Consider the following 20,405-nt stretch of genomic DNA (forward strand, 5'->3'; position numbering starts at 1 on the left):
TTGTATAACATTTTTGTGAGAAAATTTCCCATCTGAATCTAGGTTAATGATCGCCGCCTCATTTGTTTGTTGTTTGGGCGGTTACGCTCGTCGTCTCTTTTTCCCCTTCTGTCGAAATCCCCTTCACTCAGGGGCAGAAGTTAGTGAGAAAAAGAACCGGTTGTCTGAACGAAGGGGATTTCGACAGAGGAAATGAATGAGCAGCATTTCGATAAAAAAATGAGGAGAAGCGACATACGAAAAGAGGCTATGGCGGTTGCCAAGCCAGACATGGAGATGCCTCGAAGGCGATTCGCGCGGCGCTCTTGTTTAGGGCTAAACGAAACTGGCCATCCTTATGGGGCTCAAAATGAAGACGTTCCCATCCTAACGAAAGTACGTGTCGTTATTCATTGGAAATCCGCCGTTGTACCGCCTTTTTCCCCTCATTAGCGTGTTTTCGTTTCGTTACGCCGGCAACAAGGTGATTTACGGGCTAATAGCGTGTATATGTTTCGTCCGCCCGGCGCCCGGCGGGTCGTCAGCCCCGAACATTTTCGACAAAAAAAACCGCTGGAGCAAATTACTCCAGCAGTTATGATTCGATCACCCGAAAAATTCGTACGTTCGCGTCCATGTCATCGATTCGCCCGGCCGAAGGTCGATTTCGACGAACACTTCCGGCGATACGACATGGGGCGCGCCCCATAGCGCAATCATCGAGGCGGGCCGCGTTACCGTCTCCCGCATCCCGGCCCCGCTCGGGAGATGCATGGCTTCCCAAGAAACCGCCTCCCCGCTGCCGAATCCCTCCAAACGGCAATAAAATTCCCGCTCCGGCGCATGCCGCCAGCGGATGTCGCGGCCGCCGAACTCGAGCACGCGCGGCGTATAATCCGGTTCCATCTGAGCCGCCGCAACAGGGAAGGAAAAGGCCAAGCGGTAATCGGGACCGATCGGATGCCCGTCAATCCCGATAAAATTATGGGTATATTCATGCGTTCTTATCGGCCGCGATCCAACGTTTTCAAGCAGGTAGCGGATGCTCAGTCCCGAGCCTTGAAGCGTTACGGTCTTGGCCAGTCTCGCGGCATACCCGCGGCAATCCGCCGGATGAACGACGAACTCGGCGGATCGCCGATCGGTCCGCACTTCAACCTCAAAAGGCGTCGCCTTATAATCGGCGCGAAAATCGTATTCCGCTTCGTCCCGGCGCTCGAGCAAGCCGACCCCGAGTTTGGGGAACCGTTCCCCGACGCGCGTCTCTTCGTACCCGATCCCCTGGAAGATGCCGAATTCGTTGCAAAGGCCGGCTCCGCCCCCCCGCACATGAGAGGAAGGATGCTCGCGCACGCAGAAGGTATGGCCGCCTTCGATCAATCGCACTTGCGTCACGAAGGCCGTCCGGTCGAAGCGCGCGCCCCGGCATTCCCCCGGTTCGGCTATGTCTACGCAAAGCCTGTCGCTAACTAATTCGATCATGAGAGCATGACCTCGATCGTATGCGTTCCTTCATCCGGCAAGCCCGATATCAGCCCGCGATCGATCACGCATGACGGGCCGCCGGTTTCCGCCGGAAACCGCGCATTCGAGTACGATACCGAACCGATCCGGTACTCGCCGTAATCCAGCCCGCGCGGATTGCGGTAAACGATGCGCAGCTTCTTCCCCGCAAACAGAGTATCGATCGCGGCTTCGCCGTTCTTGTCGAATTGCTCCCGCACCAGCTTCGGTTCCAGCGTCAAATCGCCAAGCGCCCCTTTCACGCCGTACACTTCCGTGACGGCCGTCAGCAGCAACCAGCTCGCCGAGCCCGTTAAATAGTGGTACATTCCCCGGCCTTTCTCGTTGATATATTCGGGAATGCCCGGATAGATGCGGCTCCGTTCGAAATCGGCGCTGAGGCGATAGATCGAGTCAAGCACGGCGTAGCCTTCCCGCACGAAGCCGCGTTTGTACAGCGCGTTCGCGTACATGACCGTCATATGGCTGAACATGGCTCCGTTCTCTTTATGGCCGAACGCGAAGCCGAAGGCGCGGCCCAGATTTTGCTGAATGCCGCCGAAGCGGGTATTCAGGCGGTAGCCGATCTCCGGGTCTTTCAAGTACCGGTCGACGGAGGCGGTCACCTTCCGAACCTGCTCCGCGCTCGCCGTTCCTCCCATCACGGCGAACACCTGGCCCGTCAGCGTCATGCGGACGCCGTTCCCGCGATCGCCTTCCACACGCGCGCCGTCATTGTCGTAATAACCGTTGAACCATTCATAGCCTTCGCCGCTGCGGATCCATTCGTTTCTGCGAATATGCTCCTTCAGCCAGTTCGCTTTTTGCTCCAAATCTTCCGCCACCCGCCCGATGTCAAAAGCGGTTTTGCGGCCTTTGACCTTGCCGGGACAGGCGTCATAATACCGTTCCAGCAATTCGCGCTTGGCGGAAACGGACCCGTAATCGACCGAACCGGAAATCGTATCGAGCAGCACGCCGATTTCTTCCGCCAGTTCGACCTGCATAACGCCCATTCGTTCCTTCATCTTCCGCAGCAGCTTGGCCAGCTCGCTCAAATTGCTTGCATACAACGCCGTAAAGGCCACGCTCTCGCCCTTATCTGGCGCCAGATCCAGGCCGTCGTTCCAATCGGCCCCTTCCAGCTTCATATTGTTATGCTCGCCGACGTGGAAGAACGGCACGACGTTCTGCACCAGCAAATGTTCCAGAATGGTGCCGCGATAGACGGCTCCGTCTTCCGTTCGCAGCTTGTTCTCTCCGTCCGCGCCCAAAGCCGGGTCCTTCTCCTTGCAGCGCCGCACATAAATATCCTGGAAAAAGGATTGCTCCTGCAGCAAAAATTCGAGATCGCCGCTTTGATGCAAGTAGAACAAGGTCGTCACAAGCGGCCAGGCGCCGTGATCCATCCAGACGCGCGGAATATTGTTGCGGTCCGCGACGAATTCGCCGGGGTTCGCCCCGATAATGGTCGCATTGCTGCCGTCGATGCGAACGCCGGCGAAATTGTTGAACAATAAATGCCGCACTTCCGCCGGTTCCATGATTAATAGAGCCAGGCAATCCTGCCACAAATCGCGCCAGCCGCGTCCGCCCCGGCCGTAATCGTGATGCGGGAGGAACGAGCAGCCGTATAATCTTCTCAAGATCGGTTGCAGCGTCACCCATTTCATCCATAGATCATGCTGCCGATCCCCCGAATGGAATGAAACCGCGCCCACTTTCCGCTGCCAATGCCGTTTCGTCTGTGCCAGCAGTTCGTCGAATCGGCTTGCGGACAAATATTCGCAGGCCAGCCGTTCCGTTTCGATCCGGCCGTCGGCGATAACCATGGCGATCGTATACCGCTTCGACTCTCCCGGCTGCAGTTCCGCGGCAGCGAACCGGATCGCCCCGACCGCTTCGTAGCCTTCGCGCTCGCTTCCCGCCCGTTCCTGCGGCGGCGCGTTCGTCACGACCGCTTCCGGCCAGTCCAAAGCGCCGCCTTCGCCGATATATTCTTCCAGCACCGGGAAAAATCCGGCCGGCGCGTTCCCTTCGCCTTCGGCGCCGAATACGCCGTATGCGGTCCGATTGGCGCGATGCCCCCGCTCGTCGAACGATAACGTCGGCTGCACCTCGATGCCGTGCTTCGAGACGTAAATCCGATGAAGCAGCGACGTGACATGGCGATGATCGCGCAGATCGTCCGCCGACCGCCCGTAGACCGGGACGGCCGCCGTCGGCGTTATCGTTGCCGCTCGATCGCCGATGTTCGTAATCGTTACCTGCATCAATTCCGCCTGCTCCGCTTCCGCGGGAACGAAACTGACGATTTCCGCTTTCAGCCCAAACGAGCGGTTTTCGCGGACGACTTTATGCCACAGGAACCCGGCTTCCATAACCGAAGCCTCTTCCTTGCCGCCAAACCGGGAAGCCGTTTGCTTCGCCGAATTACCGGCCGCGGACCAGGCGCCTTTTCCTTCCATGTACACCCAGAAATTGCGCGAGGCTCTCGAATTATGCAAGTCTTCCACGGAAACGGGCGGCATGAAGAACGTATTATGGCCCGATTTGATATCGCCGTGCAGCACGGGCGTAATCGCCGACAGCATGCCCGCTTCGTTCGCGAGCGGGAAATATAAATAACTCGTCTCCTCGGGTCTTTCTAACGTAAAATCTCCGGACTCCCCAATAAATTTCCAACCTTTATTTTTCGCTTTCTCTCGTTGCATTTCATGTCCCTTCCTCTCTCCCGCCGAAATTCCCCGTTTATTGCATAAATGCTTCGATCCGGCGAACCCGTTTCTCCCGTACCAGCAGAGCGATCGGTTCGTCGATGTCGCCGCAGTCAATACGCTCGATTTCGCCCGAAGGCATCGTAATTTCCAAGCGCTCGATCGCAGCGCCGTCCGCGCCAAACGTGTCGAGACGCCGCGGATTATGATAGACGACGTCGCAGCAGCCGAGGAATGTCGCCCGCACCGTATCGTCGTCAGCGAACAGCCATGCCGGAAGCGCCGGTTCGAGCCGCAGCCGCAGCCTGCCGTCTTCTACGCGAAACGGCCGCTCGCCCCACATCATCGTATTCCACATCGATAAAAATTCCGCCGTCGAGCCGCTCAATCTGGCGACGAAGCCCGTACCGTGCAGCTTCGGATCGGGATTCGCGCTGCTGGCAATAAAAGAGCTGTTCTCGAGCGGATTGCGTCCGTACGTCTCCGCGTCCAGAAACGGAGGCATCGCATTCTTCATCTCCTCGAAGAACGCCTCATATAAGCCGCCCTTGAGCAATTCCAGCAAATATTTATATTCCATATGCATAAAGACGGACTCGTTCTCGAGCCATCCCGGGGTGAATGCGCGCGCCCGCCCGATTTCATGCGGCTCATTCGCCAGGGAGGCGTTCACTTTATACATCTTTAATTTGCGGTCGTAAAGCTCGGTTTCCTTGATATTCCGATACAGGGCAAGCCGCTCTTCTTGCGAATCGATCATTTTCATCGCCCGCATCGGTCCTTCGAGGAAATACGGCATGTCGACGCGCCGGAATCCGGTCGCGCGCACGTACGGCTGCCCTTTGGCGTTCGCCGCCGCTTCGCCGTTCCCGCCCGGAATCGGTTCGAAGCCCGTCGCTTCGTAATAGAAGTAAGTCGGATAGACGCCGCCCCCGATTCGCAACGCTTTCCCGATCCCATGCTTCACCTTGTTCAGGCATTTGCGCAATGCCGCCTCGGCCTCGCGCTTGGACAGCCGCGCCATCGTTCCTTCGAAGCCGAATCTCACCCGCTCGCGGTACCGCTCGCGCGCCGCCGCGGCCCGATCCCAAAATTCGAAGTCGCGGCCCTCTTCCGGCGCAGAAGCGAATCGTTCCGCCAGGCTCGCCGCCTCCGCCAGCAAGTCGGCCGTCTCGACAGGCAAATCGATCGTCTCCGGCCCGACCCGCTCGGCGTCCAACAGGAAAGCGAGCAGCCGGTGCAATTCGCATAGCTCGCTGAACCCGGAAGCGAACAATCCCGGCAAGCCGTTCAGCGAATCGTTCCAGCCCGGTTTGCCCGCCTCCATCTCGATGCCGACGCCTTCCGGATCTTGCGTGACGAATTTGATCAGAGCGAGCGAGAGCAATTTCTCATATAAATAAGTACGATAGATTTCTCCTTGGCCATGGCGCGTCCGCATCCATTGCGGCATACGGTCCCGTTCCCGGATCATGCGTTCCTTCTCTTCATCCCGCCGGACCGCTCCGAACTGCCTTACTTTCCCATCGGCCAGTACGGTCTTCCGTTCCCGGGACAGCACGACGGCCGGGCTGTCGTAATACGTATAATCCCGGCGGCGGAACAGCAAATCTTCCAAGCGGTCCGGATAGACGGCCAAATAGTTCTCGACCAGATCCAAATTATACGTCCAATGATCGATCCAATAGCCTTCGCCGTAATCCGCTTCGAAAGACTGTTCCGATACGCTAAGCGCGCGCGACAGAAATTCGTCCGCCGATACGGACAACGAAATAGCGCTGTCTTCGAGAAAAGCGAGCAGTTTGCCGGGCGTATAAGGCTTGCGCATAAATTCGCCAAGCGCCGCCCGATGCTGCGGATCGGCGAAATTCGCCAGCGCCGCCGCGTCTTTCGCGCGGAAGCTGCATCCCTTGATGACGAGCGGATTGTATCCGTCCGTCTGCATGAAACTCATAAACATGCGAATGTTGAAATCCCCGATCTCGGGATGAAACAGCACGTCGCTGCGCCGATTCTGGTTCATATCGCGGAAATTGCCGTTACCTTGCGAATAGTAGCTGGAATCGAGCGAGAAGAAATTGTAATCCCGTTCCAAATCGCCATGCTTGCGCGAATAAAGATGATAAACGAACGGTTCTCCGCCGTTCTCCAGCATGATCGGCTGTCCGCCCCGCAAGATGTTGTCGAGCGCGTTCTGCTTGCAATACGCATCGAATGCCGGCATGGACGTGCGGGTGGCGACCGCCTCCGTCAATTGCTCGGCGAGCGCCCGCGCCTCCTCCCGCTTCGCTTCGACATAAGCGAAGCGGGCCAAATCGCCGATGCGCCCGTTCAATATGCCGATATCGCTCACATGCCCGATCATCGTGCACATATCGATGCGCCCGCCGGGTTCGAGACGGCGTTCGACGCCGGAGAAGCCGCACGGCACCTGATTCGCCGTCGTTTGCTCCGCGGCGAACAGCTCCTCGAGCGGCCGCTGGGCGAATGCGTCCGGAACGTCCAGCGAACTGTTGTACCCGAACACCAAACCGGGATCGACGATCGGCGCGAGCAGCCGTTCCTTCCCCGCTTCGCCGGCGAAGCTCGCATAGAAATGACCGCCGGCGATTTCCGATACCTCTACGGAATCGGCGGTGCTTGCCCGCAATCGGTAGAAGGGAATGCCGCGGTCCATATTGTATACATCCATCCAGCTCTTCAACGTATTGCCGATTTCCTTGTACTCGCTGTTCCTGATGCCGTACGGCAAAATCGCCGGCAATCCGTCAAGCAATTCCACCTGTTTGGCCGTCGGGCCGAGATTGCGAATGCCGACCCGGCGCACCAATGCCGCGAACGACTCGTTCGGCAGCGTGTAATATTCGACATGAACGGCGATGCCCAGCCCCCGGTGCACCGATTCGAGTTCCAGCATATTGGGGGATATCATCATTTTCTCGGTCACATCCTGCTCGCGGGACGAACGGTAAGCGAACGGTTCGAACAGCTCGCCGTCCGCCTTAATAAACGTGCGGAACCCGTTCGTCGGCACGAACCGGTAAGATTTATCCGCAGGATAAAATTCCATAACAGCCCCGTCCTTATCCTGCACGCCGAAACTGGCGATGCCCTGGCCCCGGTTCACATAATACGCCCACATCGGCTTGCCGCGAATTCCGGCGATCCCGGGCAAGAACGACGCGAACGGCTTCGTCCGGTTGTAATCTCTAATAACGAATCGGCCCCGTTCGTCGAATTCGTATCGTTTTTCCATTCCTTGTACGGCCTCCTGTCCCAGTCTGTCGATTAACTTTTCACCGCGCCGGCCAAAGCGCCGTCCACGATATATTTTTGAATGAACGAATACAGCACAATCAGCGGAACGGCTACAATCGTAATCCCGCATGCCAGAAGCGGCCAATTGTTGCCGTATTGCCCTCTGAACTCCTTAAGGCCCGCGGTAATCGGCCAATTGTCCGGACTCGACAAATACATGACCGGCCCGACGAAATCGTTCCAGGTGCCGATCGCTGTCAAAATGACGCCGGTGGCGATAATCGGCTTCATGAGCGGAAGCACCATCTGGAAAATATATCTTGTATAAGAACAGCCGTCCACGCCTGCCGCTTCGTCCAGTTCCCGGCTGATCGATTTGATGTATCCGACGAACATCATAAAGACGACGCCAGTTCCCGTCGTCTTAAGCAGCGTATAGCCCAGCTTGGTGTCGTATCCGATAAACGGAATATGATCCTTCATAAACAGCATGAACTTGAACTGCGCAACGAGCGGATTCGGCAAAAATTGCGACATAATAAAAAACAGGTAGATGAAACCGGCCCATTTGACGTACCCTCTCGCCACCGGAAACGCGGCGAAGACGGAAACGATAATGGTCAGCACCGTAGACACGCCGGTATACAGCAGGCTATTCCCGAAATACCGCGAAAAATTGCCCTCGCTCCACGCATCCGTGTAATTGGACCATTGAATGCTTTGAACAAGGCCTAACGGGTTGCGCAAATATTCGTCAAACGATTTGAAGGACACGTTGAAAACGAACAGCAGCGGCACGACGTATATAATAAGAAACAATAAAATGACCGCATAGGAAACGACTTTGGAGGATGTCGATTGCCGCATCAGTATTCCACCTCTCTTTTGCGCATCAATTTCACGGCTACGATGACGAAGGCGAGAATGAACAGAAACTGCACGACCGACAATGCCGAAGGGAGCCCCATCTCCAAACTGCCGCGGAACGTTTCCTTATAGACGTCGTAAGCCATCGTTCTGGTGTTGAATTTCCCGTCCGTCGTCGCGAGAATAATATCGAACGTTTGCATCGCCCCGATAATCGACAGCAAAATATTGACCGTAAACGACGGCGCGATGAGCGGGAACGTAATATTTTTGAACGATTGCCAGCGGCTGGTACCGTCAATATATCCCGCTTCGTATAAATCCTTCGGCACCGATTGCAGTCCTGCCAGGAAAATAAGCATGGAATACCCCATGTACATCCAGATTTGCACGAAAATAATATAGTTGAACGCATTGCTGAAGCTGCCGAAAAACGTGTCGGAATACCCGAACAGTTGATAGATTTGCTGTACCGGCCCGCTGATCGGATCGAACATTAACGTCCAGATGAGCGAAACGACGGCGACCCCGAGCACGACGGGCAGGAAAAAGACGGAGCGGTAAAATCGGTCGCCCTTCAGCTTCTGATTAATAATGACGGCCATAAGCAGCCCGAGCCCGTTCTGTACGACCGTAACCGTAAACGTAAAATAAAGCGTTCTGCCGACCGAAGCCCATCGCTCATGCGAATTGCCGGAAAAAAACAGCTTCTGGTAATTTTCCAGTCCGACAAACCGAAAGCCTTTGCCCGGCACGTTCGTCATATCGGTAAAGGAGTAGACCACCGACATGAACGACGGACCCGCATAAAACAGCAAATACAACGCCAAAGGAATAAATAGCAGCAAGTATGGCACGAACCGGGACAATCCTTTGCCAAACGGATACATCATCGACACCTTCCTAACATTCGATCAAAATTCGGTTTGAAGCAAGTCGGGGCCTGAAATGTTGATCTCAGACCCCGACGATTAACCGTTGCAAGCGATACTCTCTTTATTTCGGCGCTGCGGCTTCCCATTCTTTTTGCTGAACGTCTGCCAATTCCTGAGCGGTTTTAAATTCGCCGCCCGGCGCCAAATATTCCGTATGAACCCCTTCGGCTGCAAGATGCTCGCCTACATTTTCCCGATTGATCATCAAAATTTCATAAGCCAGTTGGAAGCCGTCCATGTAAGGCATGACTTCGTTATCGAAAAATTCGCTATCCGTTTTGATGTTCGGCTGCGTCGGCAAGAAACCGGCCGCTTTCACGAATTGTTGGTAAATTTCCGGTTGGGAGAAAAATTCAAGCCACTTCAGGGCGCCTTCCTTGTTTTTGCCCTTTTCCGTTACGTACCATGTCATATCGTATTTGCCGACCAAGGAATTGTTTTTCGCCGGATCTTCCGTACCAGGCAGCGGGAAATATCCGAATTTCAAGTCGGGATTCGCCGTTTGCACGGTCGGAGCTTCCCAGGAGCCGTTCGGCATCATGGCAACTTTGCCCGTTGCGAAATAGGAAGGCAGCGTGCCGTAGTCGATTCCCATAAATCCGTCGATCGTGTAATTGTCTTGAATGGTCTTCATTTTTTCGAGCACTTCTACAGCATCGGGATCATTGTATTTCGCCGTCCCTTTCCATACGCCCTCGATAAATTTCATTTGATCGCCGCCCCCGAGAATTTGGGCTTGCAGGCTGAATGCCGGAAGCTTGAGCGGCCATACGTCTTTGCCCGCCATCGCGATCGGCGTCACGCCGTTGTTCTTCAACGTTTCGCACAATTCAATAAACTCGGACCAGGTCGTCGGCACTTTCAAATTATGTTTTTCGAAAATTTCCTTATTGTAGAACAATCCCGACATGACTACTTTGCCGGTTGGAATGGCATATACTTTGCCGTTATAAGTACCCGCTTGCTCGATATCGCTCGCTTCGTAATTTTTCACGAACGGCTGGTCCGACAGGTCGGCGATGAGACCCGAATCGATCCATTGCTGCCAATCCGGCACTTTCGCGCCAGGCGTCCACTCTTTCGGGGACAATCTCATGCCCGACAAGTCAGGGAAAATATCGACGTCGCCCGCCGTAATTCTTGCCCGCTGCGCTTGTTTGTATTCGTCGTCCGGTCCCGTCGTCGTATACTCTATCGTATATTCGGGATATTTCTCTTCAAACTGGCGATTAATATCTTTAATCACTTCATTAATATTCCCTTGCTTCCAATGCAGCATTTTGATTACTTTTTTCTCGCCGGAAGGTTTGCCTTCCGATGACGTTTCCCCTGCAGTTCCGTTGCCGTTTGCAGAAGGAGATTCCGTTTTGCCGCCGCATGCCGCAAGCGTAACCATAAGCGCGAGCACCAGCGTTAATGCAGACCATTTTTTCAACAAAACCATTACCCCCAATTCCTAAATATAAGTTCTCAACCCTGTTTTCGAAACAAGCGAAAATCCGACTTAACGGCATACATCCTGCCGCTTCCCATTTCATAGAGATTGTTTTCATATCGGGTATCGCCAATCACGAAATCGGTTTCGGCACTTTTATTATTACTCACAATTTTTATTTTGTAAAGAACTTCCCTCGAAATTTTGTTGTGATATCTATGTGAACGATGATTAAAACGATTGTATTTTCCCGAAGCAACGCGTATTTTCGGGTTTTATTTTTTTGCTTTCGACGCGGTGAAATCCCCTTTTTTTCTATGCTTTTAAAACTTTTCGACATTTACGAAACTAATTTTCGAAAACGATTGACGAAAATGAAACTTAAATATACAATAATCACGAAAACATTTGCGAAAACTTTTCGAAACTGCTTGTCCGCTTTTAGAACGGGTTCGGAGAAAGGGATGGATTTCGATGAAAATAAATATTAAAACAATTGCGAATTTGGCGGGCGTTTCCGTCTCCACCGTCTCTAAAATTATTAATAATTACAGCGACGTCGGCGAGGAAACGAAGCAGAAGGTTCTCAAAATTATGAAAGAAACCGGATATATTCCTTCCTATACGGCGAAAACGCTGGCTACGAACAAATCGAATCTGGTCGGCGTCGTATTCGCGGGCCATATTAATATCGATTTCACCCACCCGTTTTTCGTCGAGGTGCTGAACGCGTTCAAAAAACAGATGGGCGTGCTCGGATACGATTTGATTTTTTTCTCCAACGAAAAATTTCATCAATCCGGGGAAGATTATTTGGCGCGCTGCCGCCATTTTCAGGTGGACGGCTGCATCATCATTAACGGCACGGAAGTGGAGCCATGCATTTACGAACTGGATCAGAGCGAAATTCCGTGCATCGGCGTCGATATTCAATTAACCGGGAAAAACTCGGGAACGATCATGTCGGACAATTATAAAATCGGGGCGAAAGTGGTAGAGCATTTCTACTTAATGGGATACCGCGATCTCGGCTTCATCGGGGGGCGGCCGGACGCGGAAATTTCGAATATGCGCAAGTCCGGGTTTCTGAACGCGCTCGAAAGCTTCGGCCTGGTCGTCAATGAGAATTGGTTCGTTTACGGGCAGGACTTCTACGAACGGAGCGGTTATGACGCCATGAACGAAATGATCCGCAAAGGCGATTTGCCGCGCGCCGTATTCGCCAGCTCCGACCTGATCGCCATCGGCGCGATGCGCGCGCTCAAGGAGCATAAGCATGCCGTTCCCCATGATATCGCCGTGATCGGCTGCGACGATATCGAAGCGGCGAAATATACGACGCCGTCGTTAACGACGATACGCCAAGATAAAGATAAAATCGGCAAACTGGCCGCGATGATGCTGTACGATATTATGAACAATCAACTGGAAGCGAGCTCCGTCGTCGTCGAGCCTTTGCTGGTCGTTCGCGAATCTTGCGGAAGCGCGGTTTGAAGCTTAGCCATCGGCGGCAACCGCTTATGAAGACCGCTCACACAAAATCCGGTTATTTCGGCGAAACGAGGGAATACGCCCCGACTTTGCCCATATAACCGGATTTTTCTGTTTCGGTTTCACCGAATCGATATGTATGGTTGCGGCTCCTTGCAGCAATTCGCCGGCACAGCCGGGCTAATGTGCGGCCAGAGGCAAAACGATCGTAAATTCCGTCCCCTCTCCTACTTCACTTTGCACTTCTATCGTACCTCCGTGATTTTTAACGATGCGGTCGCTGACCGACATGCCTAATCCGGTTCCGGCTTGCTTTGTCGTAAAAAACGGATCGAACAAGCGGCTCATCGTCAGTTTATCCATCCCCTTTCCGTTATCGCGAATCATAATATGGGCATAGCTGCCCTTTCTTGCGACGCTGATCCGGATCAAACCGTCATGTTCCCTTCGTATGGAACTGATCGCGTCGACCGCATTTTTGATCACATTCAAAATGACCTGCTTAATCTGCTTGACGTCGATCGAGACATATAAAGGGACCGCATGTTCCGCAAAATCGATTTGGCATCCTTTCATCAACGCCTCGCTCTCCGACAGCAAAATCACTTCCTTCACCAGCGAACTGACGGAAATATCCCTCTTCATCGGATCCGTCGGCTTGGACGAATTGAGAAATTCGTAAATGATATCGTTCGCGCGATCGATTTCCGATAAAATGATGCGGGCGTATTCGTCTTTCCCCAATGTTTGCAAATGCGGCCTCAGCAGTTGGATAAACCCGCGGATCGAAGTGAGAGGATTCCGTATTTCATGGGCGATCGCCGCCGCGATTTGCCCGAGCATGGCGAGTTTGTCGTTTTGAACGGCCGTTAGCTCGATTCTTTTGGACTCCGAAATATCCTTGAAGCTGAGCAGTACGTCTCCATCCAGTTGATCTCCGTACGTTACCGTGACAAGCCATGTTCTGCCTTGCGAATCGTTGCATTCGCAATATTTGGAGCATCGGGTGATCGTTTCCTTATAAATGCGGACGATCATCTTGCGCTTGTCCCGCCCCATATACGGATGACGAATAAGTTGGCTTAGAGTGCATCCCAGAAACAGATGCTGCGGGGCGCCAAGCATGCCCTCCATCTGAATATTCATAAAGCATAGCTCTCCGTCGCGATCGAACAAAAGAATACCGCTATCCATTTGCTGAAGTACATTTTCGTACTTTCGGCTTACCAATTGCACCGACAAAGACGATTCCCCCTCTTCTAGCAACGATAGTGTCAACTTAATCATAGTAAACATTTGGCAATTGGGTCAACGGGAGATACTGTCGAAATAATAGAACTTTCCTCTAATTTCGCCACATGCAAGTCGAAATAGATCGCATGCCCCGAAACGGTACCGTTCATTTGCCAAAATCGCTCCCGTTTCGCTTCGCTCCGCTTGCAAAAGAAGATCCGGCGGCAGCAATTTCGCTGACCAACCGGATCTTCCATGGATGCATATGTTTAACATGCGTTATTTGTTTTTTTGCATAAGACGGATACGGCGTTGGCTCATGACGGCCAATCGCTTTTTGAGCTGCATTTGCCAGTGCGTATCGTTCAACTGTTTGGCGACCGTCAGCAAATCGAGCGAAATGTCGATTTGGTTCTGTACGACGTCGAGCGGGTCCTCGTTCTCGCAATTGACGCAATTTTCGTAAATATCGCCGTCCACTTCGCTGACATAATCTTGAAAGTCGACTTCGGAAGCGCCGTCGCCATGAGCGAATTCCGCCAATATCTCATATTCGTTCGCCACCAGATGGTGAACCTCGATGCGATGGCAAACCGGACAAAACAGAAGAGGAACGTTATGGATATGCGTTCGGTAATGTTTGATCGTTCCCTTTGTTCCCATCATACTTGCGCCGCAACAAAAACTCATGCTACCCCTCCCGAGTCAAAACGTCTATTCATCACTTATTCGCCGGGGAATGCGATAATTCCTCTTTTTCAGGAGAAAACGATGAGGTAATAAAACGAGATATCCCGTTCATATAGTTGGGTGATGAATAAAAAGGAGGGGAACTACAGGGATGTTGAACGTCATTCCGATCGGCTCGAAGCAGATCAGTTACTTAATGTACAACGACAACACTTGCGAACTGCTCGCCCATTATCACACGGGAGAAGTCAAATCGTTTAGCTCCGTGCCGCAGGACGATTATGAAATTTTGATCCGTTCGGAGAACCGTTATGACGCATTCGTTCAACTAACCGGCAGACTGGCATTGAAATCATTGTAATCACTGTAAGGAGGAACCTATGTTTTTCAACCAAGCAGCGGATCTGCCCTATTCATACAATTGCGACACATTTCATCTCATGGCGCGGGATCCGGCAACCCTATTCGCTTATTGGGAAGTTTCCACGCGCAAACAGGCGATGACGGCGCGGCATTATCGCATCGATTGGGATGCGATGCCGAAAGCGGTCCGCTTGTACCGCATTAGCGGCGGCCGGGGCGCAGACGCGAACGACCGGCTCCGGCTTACGGAGTATACGGATGTCCGGGTCGAGCATGCGTCCTCATGGTATTTTCGCGACTTGAAGCCGGGCTCTGTCTACGTTGCCGATTTCGGAATGTTCAATCCGTTCGGCCAATTCATCCCGCTGCTGCGCTCCAATCCCGCGTCAACGCCGGCTATGGCCCTGCAAGAAGCGGGTGCGGACGAAACCGACAACGGCGGCGCTTCGCTGCAAATCGTCTTTGACAAGGCAGCGGGAGCGAAGACGCCGGAGTCGACATCGCCTTACGAGACCTTCTCGACGTATACGCTATATTCTACTTCGAGAACGAAGGCGAAAGATCAAACCGACACTTATTTTTCAAAAGAAGGAGCCAGTACATGAATTTAACCGCACAAGGATACGTTTCTTTGCTTTTGCATGCCCATCTGCCTTATGTGCGCCATCTCGACCGCGACGATTACATGGAGGAACGATGGTTCTACGAGGCGATGACCGAGACGTACTTGCCGCTGATCGATTTGTTCGGCCGGCTGACCCGGGACGGCGTTCCGTTCCGGTTAACGATGTCGATGTCCCCCACCCTGCTCGCCATGATGGAAGATCCGCTCATGCAAAATCGGTACGAAGCGCATTTGCGCAAGTTGATCCGGCTGGCGGAGATGGAAATCGAGCGCAATGCGGACGAGGCGTCGATTTTGCCCGTTGCGGCAATGTATTACGAGAAACTGTCCCATTACGCGTCGCTATACCGCGATTGCGGCCGAGATATCATCGCCCCGTTTCGCGAGTATCAAGACGCGGGAGCGTTGGAAATTATCGCTTGCGCGGCGACGCACGCATTCCTGCCGCTTCTGAAGCATCCGGAATCGATCGAAGCGCAAATTGCGCTCGGCGCGGCGGAATACGAGCGCCACTTCCGCCGCAAACCTATCGGCATCTGGCTGCCTGAATGCGGCTATACGCGGGAAATATCGGCCATACTGCACAAGTATGGCATCCGGTATTTTATCGCGGATCACCATGCGCTCGAACATGCCCGTCCTCAACCCAAGCGCGGCATGAACTCGCCCGTCATGACGCAGGAAGGCGTTCATGTCTTCGCGCGGGATCCGGAATCTTCACGGCAAGTGTGGAGCAGCCGCGAAGGATATCCCGGCGATCCCGATTACCGTGAGTATTACCGGGACATCGGTTTCGATCTCGGTTGGAGAGACGCCGAAGAGTGGGAATATATTAAGCCTTTCCTGCTGTCGGACGGCCAGCGTATACATACCGGTTTGAAATATTATCGCGTTACCGGCGATTCGCAACCTAAACAGCCTTACGTCGAACATCGGGCGCGGCGGAAGGCCGAGACGCATGCCCGGCATTTTCTCGAATGCCGCGAACGGCAAATCGGGAGCGGCACGTCTTCATTAGACCGCAAGCCGATCGTACTGTGCCCGTACGACGCCGAACTGTTCGGACATTGGTGGTACGAAGGCCCGTTATGGATCGAAGCGCTGTTTCGCGAACTGGAGCGCCGCCCCTATACGGTTGCCATGGTCTCGCCGTCGGATTATTTGCGCATCTATCCGGAGTCCGAAACGGCGGATATCCCGTTCTCCAGTTGGGGCCGGGGCGGATATGCGGAAGTGTGGCTGCAGGAAGACAACGATTGGATCTACCGCCATTTGCATCGAGCGGAAGAGCGGCTCGGACAGACCGCGTCGCGGCGGCGAAACGAATTATGGGGCTATCCGGAAACGGCGGAGCGGATCCTCAATCAAGCGGTTCGGGAACTGATGCTTGCGCAAAGCAGCGACTGGGCGTTCATCATCGATTCCAAAACCGTTCCAAGCTATGCCGTTAAACGTACGTCGCTGCATATCGCCAACGTTCATCGGCTGCTCGATATGATCGACAGCGGGATATACGAACAAGAAGCGCTGGAGGAGATGGAACGGGCTTTTCCTTGCTTTCCGGCGGCGGATTACCGAATGTATTTGCCCGAAGAACTCCGGCAAGACGGCGACGAGGCCGGAATATTGCGGCCGCCCTCGTTCGGAAAGGGCCCGGCGGCGATCGTCTCCGACCCCGGAGACGAGGGAATGACCGCGCCTCGCTCCGCGGTTCTTCGCAAAACGGTGCTGATGCTTGCCTGGGAATTCCCGCCGCTGATCGTCGGCGGACTCGCGAGAGCCGTTTACGATTTGTCGCGCCATCTCGTAAGCGAGCATGCCGACGTTCATGTCATTACCCGGGATACGCCCGAGGCGCCGGCCTATGAAACGATGGAAGGCATTCACGTCCATCGGGTACGGATATTGCAAACCGCCACGGATATCGATTTTATGGATTGGGTGTTTCAACTGAATGCCGCGATTGCGGATTGCGCCATGGAATTAATCGCGCAAGGCTGCCGGTTTGATTTCATTCACGCGCATGACTGGCTCGTTTATTATGCGGCTGCGGACCTGAAGGGCGCGACCGGACTGCCGCTCATCGCCACCATTCATGCCACCGAGCACGGCCGCAATCACGGCAACATTCATACGGACATTCAGCGCCGCATTCATGAATTGGAGCGGCAGCTCTCCGAAGAAGCGGACCGCGTCATCGTATGCAGCCAGGCGATGGTCAAGGAAATTATGGAACTGTTCGCTTTGCCGCGGCATAAATTGACGCTCATCCCGAACGGCGTCGATGCCGGCGCGGTCGCAGACGCTGCCGATTCGGCTTCATTCCGGCTTCGCTACGCGCAGCCCCATGAGCGTCTGCTGTTCTACGTAGGCCGACTCGTCTACGAGAAAGGGGTGCATGTCTTAATCGAGGCGATGCCCGCTATTCTACAGCATTGTCCCGAGACGAAGCTGGTGATCGCCGGCACGGGGCCGATGAAGCGTGAACTCGTCGACTTGGCCGGCCGGCTAGGGCTGGAACGGCATATTATTTTTACCGGTTTTATTCTTGACGACGAGCGAAACGGGCTGCTGCAAGCCGCCGACGTATGCGTGTTCCCAAGCTTATACGAACCGTTCGGCATCGTGGCGCTGGAAGCGATGCAAAGCGGCACCCCCGTCGTCGTATCCGATACCGGCGGCTTCGCCGAATTGATCGAGCATGGCGTCGACGGCTTCAAAGCTTTGCCGGGACATCGAGAATCGCTCGCATGGCATATTACCGAGATGCTGCTGAACGGAGAGCGTGCGGCCTCCATGGCCGCAGCGGCGCAGCGCAAAGTGAAACGATCGTATCATTGGCAATCCATTGCCGTAACGACGCGACAAGTGTATGAAGGAGTGATGACCCGATGAAAGCTGTTATTATGGCCGGTGGAAAAGGAACGCGCCTGCGTCCTCTTACTTTGGATACCCCCAAGCCTATGGTCCCGCTGTTAAATCGTCCTTGTATGGAATACATTATCGAATTGCTGAAATCGAGCGGCATAACGGATATTGCCGTAACGGTTCAATATTTGCCGGAAGTGATTCGCGGCCATTTCGGAGACGGGGCGGAATTCGGCGTCGACCTTCGCTATTTCGAAGAGACCGAACCGCTCGGGACGGCCGGCAGCATCAAAAACGCCGAAAGCTTCCTGGACGAACCGTTCATCGTCATTAGCGGCGACGCGCTGACCGATTTTCAGTTGCGCGACGCGATCGCCTATCATGGGCAGAAAAAAGCGCTGGCCACGCTCGTGCTGACCAGGGTTCCTACCCCGCTCGAATACGGCGTCGTCATGACGGATCGCGAAGGCCGGATTACCCGTTTCTTGGAAAAGCCGAGTTGGAGCGAAGTGTTTAGCGATACGGTCAACACGGGCATTTACATACTCGACCCGAGCATCTTCGCTTATATGCATCCCGGAGAAATATGCGATTTCAGCATGGATTTGTTTCCGGCGCTGCTGCGGGACAACGCTCCGCTATACGGCTATGTGGCCGAAGGATATTGGTCGGATATCGGCACATTGCAGCAATACCGGCAGACGCAGTTCGATATGCTCGACCGCAAAGTGAACGTTCGCATCGCGGCGGACGAAGTGCTGCCTGGCATTTATATGGAAAACAACATCAACCTGCCCGAGCGCGTCAAATGCATCGGCCCCGCCTATATCGGCACGGACTGTACGATCGAGAACGACGCGATCATCGGGGAATACAGCGTTCTGGGCAAATCGAACCGCGTCTCTTCCGCCGCGGCGACGGAACGTTCCATTATATGGAACGGAAATTATATCGGCCGGCAAAGCGAGGTGCGCGGCGCCTTGCTCTGCCACCGCACCAACATCGGCGACGGCGTCCAACTGCACGAAGGAGTTGTCGTCGGCACGGGGAGCGAGATCGGTTCCAAAGCGACGGTGAAATCGAACGTGAAGATATGGCCGGACAAACGGATTCAATCGAACGCCGTTCTGCACTCCTCCATGATCTGGAACGAGCTGGCCGACAATCAATTGTTCCGCGGCCAAGGAATTAGCGGCGTTCCGAACGTGGATATGACGCCGGAATTTGCCGGCAAGCTCGCGTCGGCTTACGGCTCCACGCTCCGTCGGGGAGCCACGATCGGCATGTGCCGCTCGCCGCATCCGTTCGCCGGCATGATGCAATCGGCTTTCGCGGCAGGGCTGCAATCGGCGGGCATTCACGTCATGGATCTCGGCATAGCTTCCGATGCGGTATGCAGGCACGCCGTCCAAACGCTGCGGCTTGACGGCGCCGTCTATTTGCGGCAGCAGCGCTCCGGCCGCGGTTCGAAGCTGAACATCGAGTTCATCGACAAGCAAGGTTACCCGCTCGCCAAAAACCAGGAGCGCAAAATCGAAAATGCGTACCGGCAAGAAGATTACGCGCGCAGCGAATCGGAGCGGATCGGCCATCTTCGCAGCTATGAGTATGCCGAAGCGGATTATATGCAGGAACTATGCGGCGAAATTCGGTTCCATACGATCGGGGGCTCGGGAATAAAAATCGTCCTGCAATACGATCCGAGAGATCACGGCAGGCTGATCGAACATTGGTCGCAGCGTCTCGGCTGCAAACGAATCGTCATCCACTCGGACCAGGAGCAAGGAATCGCCTATCATGTCGTCAAGAACGAAGCGGACATCGGCATCCATTTTCACGGAAGCCATCAAGGTGTAACGATTGTGACGCATGAAGGCAAGCCTGTGAAAGACGAACTTCTGCTCGCGCTCAAAGTACTGGCATTCGCCAGAACGGAACGAAGCGGCGTACTCGGCATCCCGGTCAGCGCGCCGCAGATCGTCGAAGCGGTGGCCGCCGGAAGCGGCGTCCGGATCGTCCGTACGAAGGAGAACGCTCGGGCGCTGCTGGAGGCGAGCGAGGATGTTGTCTTTCACCCGCTGCTGGACAACGTATATGCGGTAAGCCTTATTCTTGAAACGTTGGCCAGGGAAAAGCTCGCCTTTGCGGAACTTCTGCGGCATATTCCGGATTTTCATATGGCCAAACAGGAAATACCGTTCGCTTGGGACGATAAAGGAATGATTATGCGTCAAATGATGAGCGAGGCGGAGCATAAAACGATCGAACTCGTCGACGGCATCAAAATATATAGCGAAGAAGGATGGGTATTGATTTTGCCCGATCAGGACGAACCGGCCTTTCGCATCATCGCGCAGGCCAAAACGGCGCTGCATGCGCAAAACATCCTTTCCCGCTACACCGAGCGGATTAAAAATTCGCATCAATCGTTAAGGAAGTGA

The 20,405-nt window shown here is 54.2% G+C and carries 13 protein-coding genes; 5 read left to right on the forward strand and 8 right to left on the reverse strand.

Features of this window, described 5'->3' with window-relative positions:
- Nucleotides 1-585 precede the first annotated feature (585 nt).
- The 6 genes from KQI79_RS21475 to KQI79_RS21500 form a co-directional block, all read right to left on the reverse strand.
- Complete coding sequence (locus KQI79_RS21475; RefSeq protein WP_216540355.1) at nt 586-1,461, reverse strand: hypothetical protein; 876 nt, start codon at nt 1,459-1,461, stop codon at nt 586-588.
- Nucleotides 1,458-4,196, reverse strand: coding sequence for a GH36-type glycosyl hydrolase domain-containing protein (locus KQI79_RS21480; protein WP_216540356.1), 2,739 nt, complete (start codon nt 4,194-4,196; stop codon nt 1,458-1,460). The genes KQI79_RS21475 and KQI79_RS21480 overlap by 4 nt, the downstream gene beginning before the upstream one ends.
- A gap of 37 nt (nt 4,197-4,233) precedes the next feature.
- Nucleotides 4,234-7,455 carry a cellobiose phosphorylase gene (locus KQI79_RS21485; protein ID WP_216540357.1) on the reverse strand — a complete coding sequence of 1,074 codons (3,222 nt, stop codon included), beginning with the start codon at nt 7,453-7,455 and terminating at the stop codon, nt 4,234-4,236.
- Between the two features lie 32 nt (nt 7,456-7,487).
- Complete coding sequence (locus KQI79_RS21490) at nt 7,488-8,324, reverse strand: carbohydrate ABC transporter permease (protein ID WP_216540358.1); 837 nt, start codon at nt 8,322-8,324, stop codon at nt 7,488-7,490.
- Nucleotides 8,324-9,214, reverse strand: a complete 891-nt coding sequence (locus KQI79_RS21495) for a carbohydrate ABC transporter permease (protein ID WP_216540382.1) — start codon at nt 9,212-9,214, stop codon at nt 8,324-8,326. Before KQI79_RS21495 ends, KQI79_RS21490 begins: the two co-directional genes overlap by 1 nt.
- 106 nt (nt 9,215-9,320) lie before the next feature.
- On the reverse strand, nt 9,321-10,697 hold the full coding sequence (locus tag KQI79_RS21500) for an ABC transporter substrate-binding protein (protein WP_216540359.1): 1,377 nt from the start codon (nt 10,695-10,697) through the stop codon (nt 9,321-9,323).
- Nucleotides 10,698-11,174: 477 nt separating this feature from the next.
- Between KQI79_RS21500 and KQI79_RS21505 the strand changes: the two genes are divergently transcribed.
- Nucleotides 11,175-12,188 (forward strand): LacI family DNA-binding transcriptional regulator, encoded by a 1,014-nt coding sequence (locus KQI79_RS21505; RefSeq protein ID WP_216540383.1) that lies wholly within the window; start codon nt 11,175-11,177, stop codon nt 12,186-12,188.
- 177 nt (nt 12,189-12,365) lie between these two features.
- Here KQI79_RS21505 and KQI79_RS21510 read toward each other — a convergent pair whose 3' ends face one another.
- Both KQI79_RS21510 and KQI79_RS21515 read right to left on the reverse strand, forming a co-directional pair.
- Nucleotides 12,366-13,472 carry an ATP-binding protein gene (locus tag KQI79_RS21510; protein WP_216540360.1) on the reverse strand — a complete coding sequence of 369 codons (1,107 nt, stop codon included), beginning with the start codon at nt 13,470-13,472 and terminating at the stop codon, nt 12,366-12,368.
- Nucleotides 13,473-13,697: 225 nt separating this feature from the next.
- Nucleotides 13,698-14,108, reverse strand: coding sequence for a hypothetical protein (locus tag KQI79_RS21515; protein ID WP_216540361.1), 411 nt, complete (start codon nt 14,106-14,108; stop codon nt 13,698-13,700).
- Between the two features lie 151 nt (nt 14,109-14,259).
- Here KQI79_RS21515 and KQI79_RS21520 point away from each other — a divergent pair, with 151 nt between their 5' ends.
- From KQI79_RS21520 to KQI79_RS21535, 4 genes are read left to right on the forward strand one after another with little or no spacing between them, the layout of a single operon-like run.
- On the forward strand, nt 14,260-14,469 hold the full coding sequence (locus KQI79_RS21520) for a hypothetical protein (RefSeq protein WP_216540362.1): 210 nt from the start codon (nt 14,260-14,262) through the stop codon (nt 14,467-14,469).
- 19 nt (nt 14,470-14,488) lie between these two features.
- Complete coding sequence (locus KQI79_RS21525) at nt 14,489-15,076, forward strand: DUF4912 domain-containing protein (protein WP_216540363.1); 588 nt, start codon at nt 14,489-14,491, stop codon at nt 15,074-15,076.
- A complete protein-coding gene (locus KQI79_RS21530; RefSeq protein ID WP_216540364.1) occupies nt 15,073-17,991 on the forward strand; it encodes a 1,4-alpha-glucan branching protein domain-containing protein in 2,919 nt (972 codons plus the stop codon). Before KQI79_RS21525 ends, KQI79_RS21530 begins: the two co-directional genes overlap by 4 nt.
- Nucleotides 17,988-20,405 carry a sugar phosphate nucleotidyltransferase gene (locus KQI79_RS21535; RefSeq protein WP_216540365.1) on the forward strand — a complete coding sequence of 806 codons (2,418 nt, stop codon included), beginning with the start codon at nt 17,988-17,990 and terminating at the stop codon, nt 20,403-20,405. Before KQI79_RS21530 ends, KQI79_RS21535 begins: the two co-directional genes overlap by 4 nt.

The organism is Paenibacillus sp. MSJ-34 (assembly GCF_018918005.1).
Lineage (GTDB): Bacteria > Bacillota > Bacilli > Paenibacillales > Paenibacillaceae > MSJ-34.

Coding starts and splice junctions, on each gene's coding strand:
- KQI79_RS21475 (WP_216540355.1), bottom strand. CDS start 1,461: ATGATCGAATTAGTTAGCGACAGGCTTTGCGTAGACATAGCCGAACCG.
- KQI79_RS21485 (WP_216540357.1), bottom strand. CDS start 7,455: ATGGAAAAACGATACGAATTCGACGAACGGGGCCGATTCGTTATTAGA.
- KQI79_RS21515 (WP_216540361.1), bottom strand. CDS start 14,108: ATGAGTTTTTGTTGCGGCGCAAGTATGATGGGAACAAAGGGAACGATC.
- KQI79_RS21490 (WP_216540358.1), bottom strand. CDS start 8,324: ATGCGGCAATCGACATCCTCCAAAGTCGTTTCCTATGCGGTCATTTTA.
- KQI79_RS21495 (WP_216540382.1), bottom strand. CDS start 9,214: ATGTATCCGTTTGGCAAAGGATTGTCCCGGTTCGTGCCATACTTGCTG.
- KQI79_RS21480 (WP_216540356.1), bottom strand. CDS start 4,196: ATGCAACGAGAGAAAGCGAAAAATAAAGGTTGGAAATTTATTGGGGAG.
- KQI79_RS21510 (WP_216540360.1), bottom strand. CDS start 13,472: ATGATTAAGTTGACACTATCGTTGCTAGAAGAGGGGGAATCGTCTTTG.
- KQI79_RS21535 (WP_216540365.1), top strand. CDS start 17,988: ATGAAAGCTGTTATTATGGCCGGTGGAAAAGGAACGCGCCTGCGTCCT.
- KQI79_RS21525 (WP_216540363.1), top strand. CDS start 14,489: ATGTTTTTCAACCAAGCAGCGGATCTGCCCTATTCATACAATTGCGAC.
- KQI79_RS21520 (WP_216540362.1), top strand. CDS start 14,260: ATGTTGAACGTCATTCCGATCGGCTCGAAGCAGATCAGTTACTTAATG.
- KQI79_RS21530 (WP_216540364.1), top strand. CDS start 15,073: ATGAATTTAACCGCACAAGGATACGTTTCTTTGCTTTTGCATGCCCAT.